Annotated in this window: 13 protein-coding genes and 1 riboswitch; of the genes, 4 read left to right on the top strand and 9 right to left on the bottom strand. The window is 70.2% G+C overall.

All coding sequences use genetic code 11. The features are described from left to right. Positions 1-2: 2 nt before the first annotated feature. From ACW17W_RS13295 to ACW17W_RS13275, 5 genes are all read right to left on the bottom strand, one after another. Entirely contained in the window at positions 3-1037 is a 1035-nt protein-coding gene (locus tag ACW17W_RS13295; RefSeq protein WP_492077372.1) for an FAD:protein FMN transferase, read from the bottom strand. 65 nt (positions 1038-1102) lie between these two features. Next, a complete protein-coding gene (locus tag ACW17W_RS13290; RefSeq protein WP_492077371.1) occupies positions 1103-1939 on the bottom strand; it encodes a DUF4198 domain-containing protein in 837 nt (278 codons plus the stop codon). A 16-nt stretch (positions 1940-1955) separates the two neighbouring features. After that, positions 1956-2483, bottom strand: coding sequence for a DUF2271 domain-containing protein (locus ACW17W_RS13285; RefSeq protein ID WP_492077370.1), 528 nt, complete (start codon positions 2481-2483; stop codon positions 1956-1958). Positions 2484-2497: 14 nt separating this feature from the next. Beyond that, the gene (locus ACW17W_RS13280) at positions 2498-3175 is read right to left on the bottom strand and encodes a PepSY-associated TM helix domain-containing protein (protein ID WP_492077369.1); all 678 of its coding nucleotides are present in this window, start codon (positions 3173-3175) and stop codon (positions 2498-2500) included. A 372-nt stretch (positions 3176-3547) separates the two neighbouring features. After that, complete coding sequence (locus ACW17W_RS13275) at positions 3548-4957, bottom strand: UDP-N-acetylmuramate--L-alanine ligase (RefSeq protein ID WP_492077368.1); 1410 nt, start codon at positions 4955-4957, stop codon at positions 3548-3550. Between the two features lie 71 nt (positions 4958-5028). On the opposite strand from ACW17W_RS13275, the gene ACW17W_RS13270 reads away from it, so the two are divergent. Further along, a complete protein-coding gene (locus ACW17W_RS13270) occupies positions 5029-5859 on the top strand; it encodes an LD-carboxypeptidase (protein WP_492077367.1) in 831 nt (276 codons plus the stop codon). A 344-nt stretch (positions 5860-6203) separates the two neighbouring features. Here ACW17W_RS13270 and metB read toward each other — a convergent pair whose 3' ends face one another. The 3 genes from metB to ACW17W_RS13255 all read right to left on the bottom strand — a co-directional run bounded on the left by metB (position 6204) and on the right by ACW17W_RS13255 (position 8953). Continuing rightward, positions 6204-7403 (bottom strand): cystathionine gamma-synthase, encoded by a 1200-nt coding sequence (gene metB / locus ACW17W_RS13265; RefSeq protein WP_492077366.1) that lies wholly within the window; start codon positions 7401-7403, stop codon positions 6204-6206. Then, positions 7400-8467, bottom strand: a complete 1068-nt coding sequence (metX, locus tag ACW17W_RS13260) for a homoserine O-succinyltransferase MetX (protein ID WP_492077365.1) — start codon at positions 8465-8467, stop codon at positions 7400-7402. The genes metB and metX overlap by 4 nt, the downstream gene beginning before the upstream one ends. A gap of 77 nt (positions 8468-8544) precedes the next feature. Next, positions 8545-8661, bottom strand: a riboswitch (SAM riboswitch). Positions 8662-8746: 85 nt separating this feature from the next. Next, entirely contained in the window at positions 8747-8953 is a 207-nt protein-coding gene (locus ACW17W_RS13255; protein WP_492077364.1) for a hypothetical protein, read from the bottom strand. Positions 8954-9109: 156 nt separating this feature from the next. Between ACW17W_RS13255 and ACW17W_RS13250 the strand changes: the two genes are divergently transcribed. Both ACW17W_RS13250 and thrB read left to right on the top strand, forming a co-directional pair. Then, positions 9110-10861: an amino acid kinase family protein gene (locus ACW17W_RS13250; protein WP_492077363.1), complete on the top strand. Its 1752-nt coding sequence runs from the start codon at positions 9110-9112 to the stop codon at positions 10859-10861. A 26-nt stretch (positions 10862-10887) separates the two neighbouring features. Continuing rightward, positions 10888-11850, top strand: a complete 963-nt coding sequence (gene thrB, locus ACW17W_RS13245; RefSeq protein WP_492077362.1) for a homoserine kinase — start codon at positions 10888-10890, stop codon at positions 11848-11850. Positions 11851-11988: 138 nt separating this feature from the next. Here thrB and thrC read toward each other — a convergent pair whose 3' ends face one another. Then, on the bottom strand, positions 11989-13455 hold the full coding sequence (thrC, locus tag ACW17W_RS13240) for a threonine synthase (protein ID WP_492077361.1): 1467 nt from the start codon (positions 13453-13455) through the stop codon (positions 11989-11991). Positions 13456-13648: 193 nt separating this feature from the next. On the opposite strand from thrC, the gene ACW17W_RS13235 reads away from it, so the two are divergent. Next, the gene (locus tag ACW17W_RS13235) at positions 13649-14596 is read left to right on the top strand and encodes an aspartyl protease family protein (protein WP_492077360.1); all 948 of its coding nucleotides are present in this window, start codon (positions 13649-13651) and stop codon (positions 14594-14596) included. The last annotated feature ends 11 nt before the right edge of the window (positions 14597-14607 follow it).

Raw genomic sequence — 14607 nt, 5'->3', positions numbered from 1 at the left:
CCTCAGCCGTCGTCCATCATGGCGCTGAAGGCAGGGCTGAGCGCCTCGGTCAGGCCGCCCCGGTCATGGGCCAGGAAGCGGGCGGCCAGACCCGTCTCGCGGGCGAAGGCCAGTCCGTCTTCCAGTCCCATGACGGTCAGGGCCGTGGCGAGGGAATCCGCCTGCATGGCGGACGGGTGGAGCACGGTGACCGAGGCCAGGCCGTTGCGGATCGGCGCCCCCGTGCGGGCATTGAGGCTGTGGGAGTACAGGCGGTCGTTGTGGCCGAAATAGCGGCGATAGTCGCCGGAGGTGGCGACGGCGAGACCATAGGCGGCGACAACGGTGCGACGGGTCTCGCCCGTCGGCGGCTGTTCCAGCTCGACCCACCAGGGCTGGCCGTCGGGCTTGACGCCTTCGCCCCGCAGCTCGCCGCCGACCTCGACCAGGTGAGAGGTCGCGCCCAGGGCCGTGAGTCGTTCGGAGATGCGGTCCACCGCATAGCCCTTGGCGATGGCGGAAAAATCGAGCTTCATCCCGCCGGGCTGGATGGCGACCCTTCCCGACGCGTCGAGCCGCAGGCGACGCCAGCCGGAGATGAGCCGGGCGGCCTCGATCTCTTCATCGTCGGGCAGGGGCTGGTCGGCGCCGCGCGGTCCGGGGGGGCCGAAACCCCACAGGTCGACGAGGGCGCCCAGGGTCGGATCGACGGCGCCGTCGGTGTCGTCCGACAGATCCATCGACGCCTGCAAAAGGGCCCAGAAGGGGGGCGAGAGGGCGAACGGACCTGGCGGGGCGGTGTTGAAGCGGCTGATCTCGCTGTCGGGAATCCACGGGCTGAACAGGGCGACGACGTCATCCAGTTCGGCCTGGATGGCGGCGGCGCTGGCGGACTCGCTCGCGCCGCGGGGGGCGATGACCCGGGCCGACCATGTGGTGCCCATGGTTTCGCCGCCCAGGGACCAGATGATGTCGCCGGGCGGAGGGGAGGGCGGGATCCCGGTCGGCGGGACGAGGACCCGATTGCCGGCCCGCGCCGCCACGGCGTCGACGGTCATGGGCGCCGATGCGGGATCGGCCCCCATGACGAGCGGCGGCGGGGCGCCCTTTGAGCCCTTGCGGGTCAGGGCAGGACCTCCAGCACGGCGACGTAGGAGGCGCTGGCCACCGGGGGGCCGCCACGGCCGCCGCCGGGAGCACCGGCCGGACCCTCCCGCCAGCTGGTGTTGACCCAGTACATGCCGGCCTGGGGCCAGGTGACGGTGAACCTGCCGTCGGCGTCCGTCCGGACCGTCATCTCCTCGGGGGCGTTGCGATAGCGGACGCCGCCGCGCGCGATGGTGACGTCGGCGTTGGCATAGGGCTGGCCGTTGCGCAGGAACTGGAAGGTCGCGGCCTCGCCCTCGACGAGATCATTGGGGTGGGTGACGGGCACGAACTCGATGCCTTCGCCCGAGGTCCTGAACACCTCGGTCGTGGCGTCGCCGAGGGTGACGAAGGTCTCGATCCGGCTGGCCATCGGGGCGCTGACCACGTCGGTCGCCCCGGTCGGGACGGCGGCGGCGAGGCCCGAGGCGGGACCGCGCCAGCGACCGGGCTCGCCGTTCAGGGTCCATGCCGCCATGACGCCCACACTGTTGTTGGCGATCCTGTAGGTGCCGGGCCGGGTCAGGTGGACATCGAAGGTCGAGCGGTATTTGGCGACCAGCGGATTGGCCGTCTCGACGGTGGTCTCGCCGTCCGGGGCGGTGACGCGAACATTGTCCAGACGCATGGCGGCATGGTCGGCAATGAAGACGCCGTTGGAGATGCCGCCGTCGACCCCGACCCAGGCGTCATTGCCTGACAGGACGGTCGAGGAGGGCAGGATCCACTGGCGGTGGGCCTGGGCGGACAGGGGGGCGGCGAGGGCGGCGAGAAGGGTCAGGGCCGAGGCGGCGCGAGCGAGCGTGAGCTTCATGATCGACAGTCCTTGTCTAGCGGGTGACGGCGACGGTGACGGCGCCCAGTTCAGTGGAGCCGGCAGCGCGGCCGGTGTTGGCGGCGCCCCAGCGGAAGGGGACGCGAACGACCTCGCGGCCGCCCAGTTCGCGCGCGGCCTCGACAACCAGGTTGTACTGGCCGGGCTGGACGCCGTTCATGCGGGCGGCGGGGACGCGGATCGTCTGGGTCCCGGGCGAGCGGGTGGCGCCGGAGACGCCGTCGGCCGGCAGGGCCATGGCCCGGCCGCCCTTGCGCCACCAGGTGCGGATGTCCTTGAGCCAGTCCTTGCCGTCGCCCTCGTTGTTGCGCGTCTGCTGATACCAGACGGCCAGGGTGCGGACGGCGGTCTGGTCCGGGGTCTCGATCCAGACGGCGACATAGGGACGGTGATAGGACCCCGAGTTGATGCGCGGCAGATCGACCGTGACGTTCAGGTCCGCAGCGGCGGCCGCCGACGGGGCGCCGGCGGCGATCAGGACGGAGGCGGTCAGGACGAAGGCGGCGGGAGGGGGGACGCGCATGGGGCTCTACTCGGTCAGTGAATGAACAGAAGGGCGATGACGACAGGGATCAGAAGACCGAGGCCGACCAGGGGCCAGGTCGAGGGGCGGCTGCGGCCGTGCAGCCACAACAGGGTCAGTCCGGTCAGGGCGAAGACGACGCAGGCCACGGCGAAGACGTCGATGAACCAGTACCAGACGACGCCGGTGTTGCGGCCCTTGTGCAGGTCGTTGATGTACGCGACCCAGCCCTGGCTCGTGACCTCCATGACCACATCGCCCGAGGCGCGGTCGATGGTCAGCCAGCCGTCGCCGCCCGGGCGCGGCAGGGCGACATAGACCTCGTCCGGGGTGGTTTCGGTGGCGCGACCGCCGATGGGGGCCTTCAGCTCGGTCGAGGCCCAGCGGGCGACCGCGTCGGGCACGGGGGCTGTGGTCTCGTCCGGCATCGTCGTCAGGCGGTCAACCAGAGGGGCGGGCAGGGTCGCCGTCTGTTCGGTCACCACCGGATCGGCCTTGATCTGGGCGGCGTGGTTCAGGGTGATGCCGGTGACGGCGAACAGGATCATCGAGGCCAGGGAGACCCCGGCCGAGATCCAGTGCCAGGAGTGAAGCTGCTTCAGCCAGAAGGCGCGCGCCCGGTTGACGCCGGGGGTTTTCGCCGGGCGGGCGGGCGTGGTCTCGGGAACCGGAGGGGCGGGGGCGTCAGTCACAGGGGGGCTGTGCCACAAGATGCGAACGAGTTGCAATAGAAACAATGATCGACGCGCGATCCTGCTGCTACAGGAACGGTGACCGGCCTCCGATCCGTCGCGGGTTTTCCTCTCTGTCGCGCAGCGTGAGGTAAAAAAATACCTCGGCCCGCGTTCGTGCCCACACGATTTCCGTCATCCTCGCCCTCGTGGCGAGGATCCAGAGACTCCGGCTTCTGTCATTGGCCCGGATGTCGGCCCAGATCAGAGCCGATGCCGAATCGGCTCCACCGTGAGTCTGGATCCTCGCCACGAGGGCGAGGAGGACGGCGAAAATCAAACTCATTGTCAGCAAGACGCCTGGACAACAGCCTGCACGGATGGGGGGCGATCCTACCCCAGCCGTTTCACCAGATCGGCGGCGAAGTCGGACAGGGTGTCGTCGCGGGCGCCCATGACGACGATCCGGTCGCCGGGGCGGGCCAGTTCGATCAGTCGATCACCGCAGGCGGCACGGTCGGCCAGGGCCTCGGCGTTGCGTTCGAGGGCCCGGACGCCCGAGGCGATGTCTTCCGAGCCGACGCTGCGGTCGGTGGTGCCGCCATAGTAGACGGGCTCGGGCAACAGCAGGACGTCGTCGTCGCGCATCAGGCCGGCGAAGCCCTCGATGAACTCGTTCCGCATCAGCTTGAGGGGGCCAAAGCCATGCGGCTGGAACAGGATCAGCAGCCGGCCGTCGAAGGCGTGCAGGGTCTTGAGCGTCGCGGCGATCTTGTCCGGGTTATGGGCGAAGTCGTCGATGACCGTCACCCCGCCGGCCGTCCCGACCACCTCCATACGGCGACGGATGCCGGCGAAGGTCTCCAGCGCGGCGACGGCGTCATCCAGCGAGACCCCGAGCGCCTGAACCGCGCCCAGGGCGGCGAGGGCGTTGGCGACATTGTGGGCGCCGGGGACGTTCAGGGTGACGGTCCGGTCGGCCTGGTCGCGCGCCGTCAGGGTGAAGCGCATGCCGGTCGGAAGGGGCGCGAGGTCGTGGGCCGAGATATGGGCCCGCGCCTCGCCGAGCGAGAAGGTGGTGACGTCGGCGGCGCGGCCGTCGGCCTCCATGATCTGGGCCAGGGCCTGGGTCTCGGTGTTGTCGAGGTTGAGCACGGCCTTGCCCGCCCGGCCGGTGAAGCCGCCGAACAGGTCCCGCAACTCCTCCATCGACTTGTGGTCCAGCGAGATGTTGGAGACCACGGCGACCGTCGGGTCGTAGCGGGCGATGGAGCCGTCGGATTCGTCCACCTCGGCGACGAAGACATCGGCGCCGCCGATCAGGGCGCTGGCGTAGGGATGGGCGGCGTCGGCGAAATTCTTCATCACGGCGCCGTTCATGACGGTGGGGTTGCGGCCGGCCTGATGCAGGATCCAGGCGATCATGCCGGTGATGGTCGACTTGCCCGAGGTGCCGGCCACGCCGATCGAGGTCGGTGCGGCGTTGAACAGGCGGCTGAGCAGTTCGGGGCGGGTGACGATGGTCGCGCCGACCCGCCGGGCCGCCGCGATGTCGGGAACCGTGTCTTCAATGGCTCCCGAGGCGACGACGATCTGGTCCGGCGAGGTCACGCCCGAGCCGTCCTGGGGGAAGAGGGCGACGCCGTGATCGGCCAGCCAGGCGAATTTCTCCGGCGTCCGGCCCTGATCGCGCGACCGGTCCGACCCCTGAATCGTATGGCCGCGCGACTGCACGATCAGGGCCAGGGGCAGCATCCCCGACCCGCCGATGCCGCAGAAGAAATAGGAGGCGTCGTCTGTCATGCCGTCTTACAACAGCGGAACGGGGTGATCCGCCAGTAGGCGGACGCAAAAACTGCAACGAGAGTGCGCGAGTGATCGCCAACAGCTTCAAGATCGGCGTGGTCTGCGCCAGTTCGCGCTTCGCCCGGGCCCGGGCCGATGCGATCCATGACTGGATGGCCGCACGCTATCCGGACCGCGAGGTGGCGGTGGTCTTTCATCCCGCCTGTTTCCTGAAGCACGGGCATTTCGCCGGCGACGACCGGGCGCGGGCGGACGCCTTCGTGGAGTTCGCCAACGATCCGCGGATCGACGCGGTCTGGTTCGCGCGGGGCGGCTATGGCTCATGCCGGATCGCCGAGGCGGTGATCCCGCGCCTGAACGATGTGGCGAGGAAGAAGCGCTATATGGGCTATTCCGACGCCGGCAGTCTGCTGGCCGGAATGTACCGGGCCGGGTTCAAGGGTCTGGCGCACGGACCGATGGCCTCGGATTCGGTGCGGCATGACGAGACGGCCGAGGGGGCTCTGGCCTGGCTGACCACGGGCCGGACCGACTGGATCGAGCCGTCGCTGGCTGTCGACGGCAAACCGGCCGTGGCCTTCAACCTGACCATCATCGACCAGCTGGTCGGCACGGCGCTGGAGCCGGACCTGACCGGCCATGTGCTGATGCTGGAGGAGGTGTCCGAGGCCCTGTACCGGGTCGACCGGATGATGTTCCACCTGACCGGACAGGCCTCGATCCGCAAGGTGGCCGGCATCCGGCTGGGCCGGGTGTCGGACGTCACGCCGAACGACCCGGACTTCGGCCTGACGCCCGAGGAGATCGTCCGCTACTGGTGCGCGCGGTCCGGCATTCCCTATCTGGGCGCCGCCGACATCGGCCATGACGGGGCCAACAAGGTCGTGCCGTTCGGATAGGCGTCTCTGCCCCTCGCCGCGCCGCCTGTGGCTGTTTCGCCGCAGTCCGGGCGGGCTGTGTCCCATACGCGCCCCATTTCGCGACAGACGCTATCGACACCGGTGGGAAAGCGCGGTTCACATTAACCCTGATGACATCCGACGGTTCGCTGTCAGGGGTGCGGACGGAGCGATCCGGCCGGGACCGCCTGGCGGACCCTGCGGTCTTGCGACAATCGGGGATGACGTCGGGGGGCGTCGTCGCAAGCGGTTTGAAGAGCCGGGATGCATCAAAAGACGGGCCCGCCCTCACGTCGTGAAGGCGGGCCCGGTTCGTTTGGGTCGCTGGCTTGTACCCGGCGGGATCAGGCGGCCTCGGCCTCGAGAGGGGAAGCGACCAGGGCGTCGAGGGCGCGGGTCAGGTCGGCGAGGACGTCGTCCTGATGCTCCAGCCCGACCGAGAGGCGCAGCAGGCCCTCGGTGATGCCTGCGGTGACCCGGGCCTCGGGCGTCATGGCCGCGTGGGTCATGGTGGCCGGGTGGGCGATCAGGCTTTCGACGCCGCCGAGCGACTCGGCCAGGGTAAAGACCTCCAGTTCCTCGATCAGGGCGCGGACGGCGTCGGTCCCGCCGTTCAGCTCGAAGCTGAGCATGGCGCCCGGCCCCTTCTGCTGGCGGGCGGCCAGGGCGTGGCCGGGGTGGGAGGCGAGGCCGGGATAGTGGACCGCCCTGACCGCCGGGTGGGCGGCCAGAAGTTCGGCGACGGCCCCGGCGGTGGCCTGCTGGTGTTCAATCCGCGCGAACAGGGTCCGCAGGCCGCGCAGGGTCAGCCAGGCGTCGAACGGCGAGCCCGTGACCCCCATGCAGTTGGCCCACCAGGCCAGTTCCGTGTGATCCGCCGCCTCGGCCGAGATGACCGCCCCGCCGACCACGTCGGAATGGCCATTGATGTATTTGGTCGTCGAATGGACGACGAAGTCGGCGCCCAGTTCGATCGGCCTTTGCAGGGCGGGCGACAGGAAGGTGTTGTCGGCGACGACCTTGGCCCCGACGCGGTGGGCGCGGGCGCAGATGTCGGCGACATCGACAATGCGCAGCAGGGGGTTGGACGGGGTCTCGACCAGCACCAGTTTCGGGTTCAGGGCCAGGGCGGCCTCCAGCGCGGCGGGATCGCCCTGGTCGACGAAGGCGACCTCGAAATGACCCTTGCGGGCGCGGGCCGACAGCAGGCGGTGGGTGCCGCCGTAGCAGTCATGCGGGGCGATCAGCAGGTCGCCGGGCGACAGCAGGCTGAGCGGCAGGTCGACGGCGGCCATGCCGGTGGCGGTGACGACGCAGCCGGCGCCGCCTTCCAGCTGGGCGAGGGTCTCGGCCAGGACGTCGCGGGTCGGATTGCCCGAGCGGCTGTAGTCGTATTTCCGCTTCTGCTCGAAGCCGGCGAAGGAATAGTTGGACGACAGATACAGGGGCGGCATCACCGCGCCGTGGGCCGTGTCCTGATCGACGCCGGAACGGGCGCACAGGGTGCGGACGTCGTGGACTCTGGCGTCGTGCGGGCGGGTCATTGTTCGATATCCTTGAGGGCAGAGCGGAGGATGTCGCCGACGAAGGCGTCCTCCTTGAGAAAGGCGTCGTGGCCGTACAGGGAGGGGGCCTCGACCAGGCGGAACAGGGTGGGCAGGCGGGCGGCCAGTTCGCGGATGTCGTCGATCGGCACCAGCCGGTCCGAGGTGAAGCCGATCAGGGTCACGGGAACGGTGATGGCCTCGGGCGAGACCCGGTGGCGATCGATGGAGTCCGACAGGGACAGCCAGCGGGCAGGGGTGGTGTGGGTGCGATAGGCGTCGCCGCGCGCCGTCAGATAGTCGCAGACCGGATAGAGGCCGCCGGCGGCGTCGGCGACGGAATCGTCGAACCGTTCGCCGAATTCCTCGGGGGTGCGATAGGTGGTCATGGCCAGTTCGCGGGCCAGGGCGACGCCGTCTTCGGGGCGGCCGGCCTCGGTGGCGAGCCTGAGGATGCGGCGCTGGATGCCGCGCCAGGCGGTGGCCAGCGGATGGGTGCGGTGGGCGGCGGACACCACGATCAGCTTGCCCAGGCGCTGCGGATAGAGCTCGGCGAAGGCCAGGCCGATCATGCCGCCGTAGGAACAGCCGATGAAGGCCGCGACCGACGGCGTCTCCAGATACTTCAGCACGAGGGCCAGCAGACGGGCCTGATCCTGCGTCGTGATGGTGACGGCGGGGGCGCCGGGCTCGGCCTCCGGGGCATAGTCGAAGGCGAGCACCTGAAAACGGCGCAGGTCGACCGGCCCGCCGACGGAGACGGCGCCCGACCACCAGCCCAGGCCGTTGGTTTCGGTGCGGTGCACGAACCGGCCGGAGGAGATGCCGCCGGCCACCACGACCAGAGGCGCGCCGGCGCGGCCGTGCAGGCGGGCGGTGATCGCCCCCTGGCCGAGACGGTCACCGGACTGCAGCCGGAAGTCGTCGGGGATGGGGACGACCAGATCGGCGGCGGTGTCAGCGCTGAGGCTGTGGCGCAGCGTCCGGATGTCACGTGTCGTATCGACGTCAGACGACGTGTCGCGACAGGAGGGGGCCAGGGTGGTTTCGGTGTCGAAAGCCATGAGGGTCGTCCGCATATCCCGCCCAGCAAGGCTCATGCGATGACAGACCGTGGAGACGCCGCCGTAGACCGACGCTCCACTCATCTCTCGCGAACCCTTGAAAAGGGTCCTCGCAGGAGTTGGCACCGTTCGGGCGGAACCCGATGGTTGCCCCGGCGTCAAAGGGCCTATCCCTCAGCCGGTCTTGATGAGTGCTTTTAGGGATGGTGGAATCGTCAGCCGACGTCAAGCGGAAAAATCTGGCGTCGAACGCGACGGGGATTGAGGCTGTGCGCGGCCCTATACTCGCCGAAATGCCATAATGCGCAAAAAACTTGCGCGACGGGGTTGACGGCCGAGGTCGAGGTCGTCAGTTTCAGGCCAAGTTTTTCGCAGGATCACGCCCTTGTCGCGCCTCGGCCGCATCGCCGTTTCGATTACCACCGCCGCCTGGATGGCGCGGTCGTCTTCGCCTGCGCTCACCACCACCGGCGGCACCACCACCATGACCGGCCCTACTCGGGCGGGAACAGGTTAGCGCGCGTCGAACCCGACAAGCCCCAACCCAGACCCGCCCGGACCCACCGGGCGGGTTTTTTCTTGCCTCAAATCCTCTCTCCCCACCTTCCCCCACACGCCGCTTCCAGAACCCAGAGACCTCCCATGCCCCAGTCCAGCGTCGCCCTCGCCCTCGTCGAACCGCTCAAACCGGCGTCCGTCGCCGCACCTGCTCCTGCTGCCGAGGTGGTGGTGCTGAAGTTCGGCTCCTCCATCCTGCGCACCGCCGCCCAGGCGCCGGCCGTGGCGTCGGAGGTCTATGGCCATGTCCGCGCCGGCCGGAAGGTGGTGGCGGTGGTCTCGGCCCTCGCCGGCCAGACCGACCAGCTGCTGGCCGAGGCGCGCGAACTGGGGCTGGATCACTCCAACGACCTGCTGCCCGACTATGTGGTTCTGGGCGAGGAACGGGCGGCGGCCCTGACGGCCATCGCCTGTGACCGGATCGGGCTGGACGCCAAATCCCTGTCGGTGCGCGAACTGGGCGTGGCGGCCGAAGGCCCGCTGGAGCACGCCCGGCCCTGCGGCCTGAACGGCGACGCCCTGCGTCAGGCCCTGGCCGATCACCAGGTGGTGGTGGTGCCGGGCTTCGGGGCGGTGAGGCAGGACGGCAAGGTGGCCCTGCTGGGCCGCGGCGGGTCGGACCTGACGGCGGTCTTTGTGGCGGCGGAACTGGGTTTGAAACGGGTGCGGCTGGTGAAGGATGTCGACGGCCTCTACGACCGCGACCCGGCGGCGAACTCGGGTCGGCCGCTGCGCTACCGTCAGGCGTCGTGGGAGGATGCGCGCCGTCACGGCGGTGCCCTGGTCCAGCATGACGCCATCGATCTGGGCGAGCGGCGCGGTGTGGAGATCGAGGTGGCCGCGCTCGGCCGCGCCGACTGCACCGTGGTGGGCCATCATTCGGCGCCTCCCGGACGGTCGATCCCCGACGCCCCGGTGCGGGTGGCCGTGGCCGGCTGCGGCGTCGTCGGCGGCGGCCTGCTGGCGCGACTGCTGCCCGACACCCGCTATGAGGTGGTCGGGGTGCTGGTTCGCGATCCGAAAAAGGTGCGGGACGTGGACGCCCCTGCCGAGCTGTTCACCGCTGACCGCGACGCCCTGCTGGACCTGAAGCCCGACCTGCTGGTCGAGGCCCTGTCCGAAGGCGGGGCCGGCCATGACCTGATCCGCGCGGCTCTGGAACGGGGCATCGATGTGGCCAGCGCCAACAAACAGGCCATCAGCCGCGACCCGGCCGGGCTGGCAGCCCTGGCTGAAAAGCATGGCGCGCGCCTCGCCTATTCGGCGGCGGTGGGCGGCGGCGCGCCGATGATCGAGACCCTTCGCGCGGCCCGCAAGGCCGGTCCGGTCGCCGGGTTCGAGGCCGTGCTGAACGGCACGGTCAACTTCATGCTGGACCGTCTGGACCAGGGCGCCGATTTCGCCGACGCCCTGGCCGACGCCCGGGTGGCGGGTTTCGCCGAGGAGGATCCGTCGTCGGATCTGGAGGGACGCGACTCGGCCGCCAAGGTGAAGCTGCTGGCCTTCGAGGCCTTTGGCGAGACCCCGGCCGACGATGAACTGCCCTGCGACGTGCTGGCCTCTGACTTCCACTCGGACCGGCCGGTGCGCCAGATCGGCGCCTGCCATCGCGAGAACGGGGCGCTGAAGGCCTCGGTGGTGCTGGATCGCGACCTGGGCGATCCGCTGTTCAGCGCCCTGTGCGGGGAACGCAATGCCCTGAAGGTCTATGGCGAGGACGGCCGGGTCTGGTCCTGCAAGGGCCGTGGCGCCGGGCGCTGGCCAACCACCGAGAGCGTGCTGGCTGATGTCGCCGACATCATCCGCGCACGCCACGCCGACCTGGGCTACCACTAGGGGAGGGGCGGCACGGGAACGGGCGAATGGCGGTCTTCACGCCGGTATCGGAACAACAGGCGCGGGATTTCGTCGGGGGCTATGACCTCGGCGAGGTGACGTCGCTGCACGCCATCGCCGAGGGGGTGGAGAACACCAACTACCGGCTGGAGACCTGTCATCCCGACAGGGGCGCGGGTCGCTATGTCCTGACCCTGTTCGAGGGGCGGACGGATGCGGCCAGCCTGCCCTTCTGTCTGGGCCTGACCGACCATCTGGGTGCGGCGGGCTTTCCGTCGGCGCGGCCGCTGCGGAACCGGGCGGGCGACTGGATCGGGGAACTGAATGGCCGGCCCGCCGCCATCGTGGAATGGCTGACGGGGGCCTGGCTGCGGGCGCCGTCTTCCGGTGAACTGGCCCAGGCGGGGTCGGCGCTGGCGCAGTTTCACCTGAAGGCCGCAGATTTCGCCGGCGCCCGGGTCAATCCGGTCGGACCGGTCCTGTGGCGGGCCCTGCTGCAGCGGTCGGCGTCCGGGGCCGTCACGGTCGAGGACCGGGGACTGGTCGCCGGTTGCCGGTCGGCGCTGGACCGGATCGGCGATCCGTTTGCGGACGATCTGCCCAGGGGCGCGATCCATGCCGACTATTTTCCAGACAATGTGCTGTTCCACGACGGGCGGCTGTCGGGCGTGATCGACTTCTATTTCGGCTGCGACGGTCCGTTCGCCTATGATCTGGCGATCGCCCTGACCGCCTGGGGGTTCGACAGCGAGGGGCGGGAGATCCCGGGGGCGGTTGAGGCCTTCCAGCGCGGCTATGAGACGGTGCGGCCCCTGACGGCGGAGGAGGCTGAGGCTCTGCCGATGCTGGGCGAGGCGGCCTGTCTGAGGTTCACCCTGACCCGGCTGCACGACCGCATCTTCCACGACCCGGCCAATCTGGTCACGCCCAAGGACCCGGCGGCCTTCTATCGACGGATGGACTACTGGCGGGTGGCGGAAGGGGTATAGCCTGTTCCTCCCCCAATGGGGGAGGTGGCGCGGCGCTCCTTGCGCCGTGACGGAGGGGGCTTACCGCAAACAGGGTGTCCGGGGCCGGCCCCCTCCACCGCTTCGCGGTCCCCCTCCCCCAATGGGGGAGGACTGCGTTTAGCCCGCCATGAACCCCTTCACCGCCGCGAGGACCGCGCCGGGAGTTCCCTCGACCAGGGTCAGACGCTCGGGGCGGTCGCCGAGGTCGCGGATGACCGGGCAGGGTTCGGGGTCAAAACCCAGCACAGACGAGACGTCGCCGCCGAACTTGGCCGCATGGGCGGTGGACAGGGCGATGACGGGGGCGCCCCCATTCCCTGCATTTTGACCCTCCAGCCGGCGGGCCGCGGACAGGGCCACAGCCGTGTGCGGGCAGACGACGCGGCCGTACGCCTGATAGGCATGGGCGATTTCGGCGCGGGTGGTCTCCTCGTCGACCGAGACCGCGGCGACCTGCAACCGGACGGCGGACAGGATGTCGGCGGGCAGTTCGACCCGGCCCTCGGCGGAGAAGGTCTCGAACAGGGCGCGGGTGGCTGCGGCGTCGCGGCCGGAGGCCTCAAAGATCAGACGTTCGAAGTTCGACGGCGCCTGGACGTCCATGGAGACGCTGGCGGTTTCCTGCGCAGGGCGGCGTTCGTAGAGGCCGTCGTTGATGGCGCGGGCCAGGGCGTCGTTGCGGTTGACGGCGGCGGTGAAGCCCGCGACCGGCAGGCCGGTCTTCTGCGCCGCGATCCCGGCGAAGGCGTCGCCGAAATTGCCCGTGGGCACGACGAAATGCGGCGGCCGGGTCTCGCCCGCCGCGCGCAACTGCATGGCGGCGGAGACATAGTAGGGGATCTGGCCCGCCAGCCGGGCCCAGTTGATCGAATTGACCGAGCTGAACCGGGCGCCGTCGCGCAGGCTTTCCTCGGCCAGCAGACCCTTCACCAGTCGCTGGCAATCGTCGAAATCGCCCTCGACCGCGAGGTTCAGGACATTGTCGGCCTCGACCGTGGTCATCTGCCGGCGCTGCACCGGCGAGACCCGGTCCAGCGGGTGCAGGACGATCAGCCGGACCCCCGCCTTGTTCGCGAAGGCGTTGACGGCGGCGGCGCCGGTGTCGCCGCTGGTCGCTGTGACCAGGGTCAGGCGCTCGCCCGAGACGGCCAGGGCCTCTTCCGACAGGGCGGCGGCCAGCTGCATGGCCAGATCCTTGAAGGCCGCCGTGGGCCCATGCCAAAGTTCGAGCATCCACAGATCATCCGTGAGCTGAACGAGCGGCGTCACGGCCGGGTCGTCGAAGCCAGCGACCAGTTTCGCCAGGGACCGCTGCAGGGCGCCCTCGGGCAGGGCATCGCCCAGATAGGGGGTCAGGACGTCGGTCGCGATCTCGCCATAGGTCCGGCCCGGCCGGGCGACGTCGGCGGGCAGGGCCGGCCAGGCCGCGGGCATATAGAGGCCGCTGTCGGGCGCCATGCCGCGCAGCAGGGCGTCGGTGAATGTCGTCGGCCTGACGTCGCCGCGGGTGGAGACGTAGCGGTCGGCGGCCGGAGCGGCCGGAGCGGCGGGGGCAGGACGGTCGGAAGCGGCGGAGGAGGTCATGGCAGTGAAGTTCCTAGCCAGACCCGCCGCAGGCGTCACCCATAAAGGCTCGATTTCCGGAGAAACTGTGCGGGCGCCAGGGACTCCGGCGCCCCGGCCGGCACTTTCATGCCCGCGACGCCAGGGCCGGCGATCGCCCTCTGGCGCCGGGCGTGCGAAGCGGCCATGTCAGTTGCATGAGGACCCTGGCTTCATGAACCGCAGGACGCTGTTGCTCCGGCTTGGACTGATCGGCGCCGCTGTGGGCGGGGGCCTGCTGCTGCGCGACCGGGTGGTCTGGCGCAGGCCGGATGTCGTCGTCGCGGGCGACGACTGGCTGGACTGGGCCGAGCCGCGCGCCGACACGCCGACGGCCGTGGCGACGGTCAACGGGCGACCGGTGCGGGCCCTGATCGATACCGGGGCCCAGTATTCCGTCATCGACCGGCGGCTGTTCGAGACCCTGGGCGTGACTGACGCCTTCAACATGCCGCTGCTGGCCTATGGCGTCGGCGGCAGGCCGCAGCTGGGGCGTGGCGCCACCCTGTCGGTCCGGATCGGCGGCGCCCGGATCGAGCGGTTGCAGGCGGCGATCCTGGATCTGGGCGAACTGGCGCTGGAGAGCGGGCTCTCGACGCCGCTGATCCTTGGCCAGGACGTGCTGGGCGAGGCGGTGCTGGACATGGACCTGACGCCGTCACGCCGCAGGGGCCGGCGCCTGCGCCTGCTGCCGGGGGCGACGCCGCCGCCGGAGGGTGTTCGGGCGGTCGAGGCGCGAAAGTCCGGCGGCAGTCTGAAAACACCGGTGGTGGTCGAGGGCTATGGCCTGGAGGCCGTGGTGGACACAGGGTCGTCGGCCCCGCTCGCCCTGAGCGAGGGCGCCGCCCGTCAGGCCGGGTTGCTGGACGGTCGCCCCGAGACCCGAGGCTCCAGCCTGGTGCTGGGCGGGACGATGAGCTCGCGTATCGTGGAGGCGTCCAGCGTGACGATCGGCGACATCGATCACGGCCCCGCCCTGACGCCGGTCTATCCGGGCCTGCCGATGCCGGGATTTCCCGCAGCCCTGGTCGGGATGGCGGCCTTTCGGGAGCGCCGGGTGGTGATCGACCTCGGCGCCGGGACGATGTTCGCCTCGCGCCCGCTGGACCTGATGATCGGCTGAGGCGAAAAGAG

It is taken from the genome of Brevundimonas sp. FV1ye29L (assembly GCF_058681095.1).
This window is presented reverse-complemented; position numbering and strand designations above follow the sequence as displayed.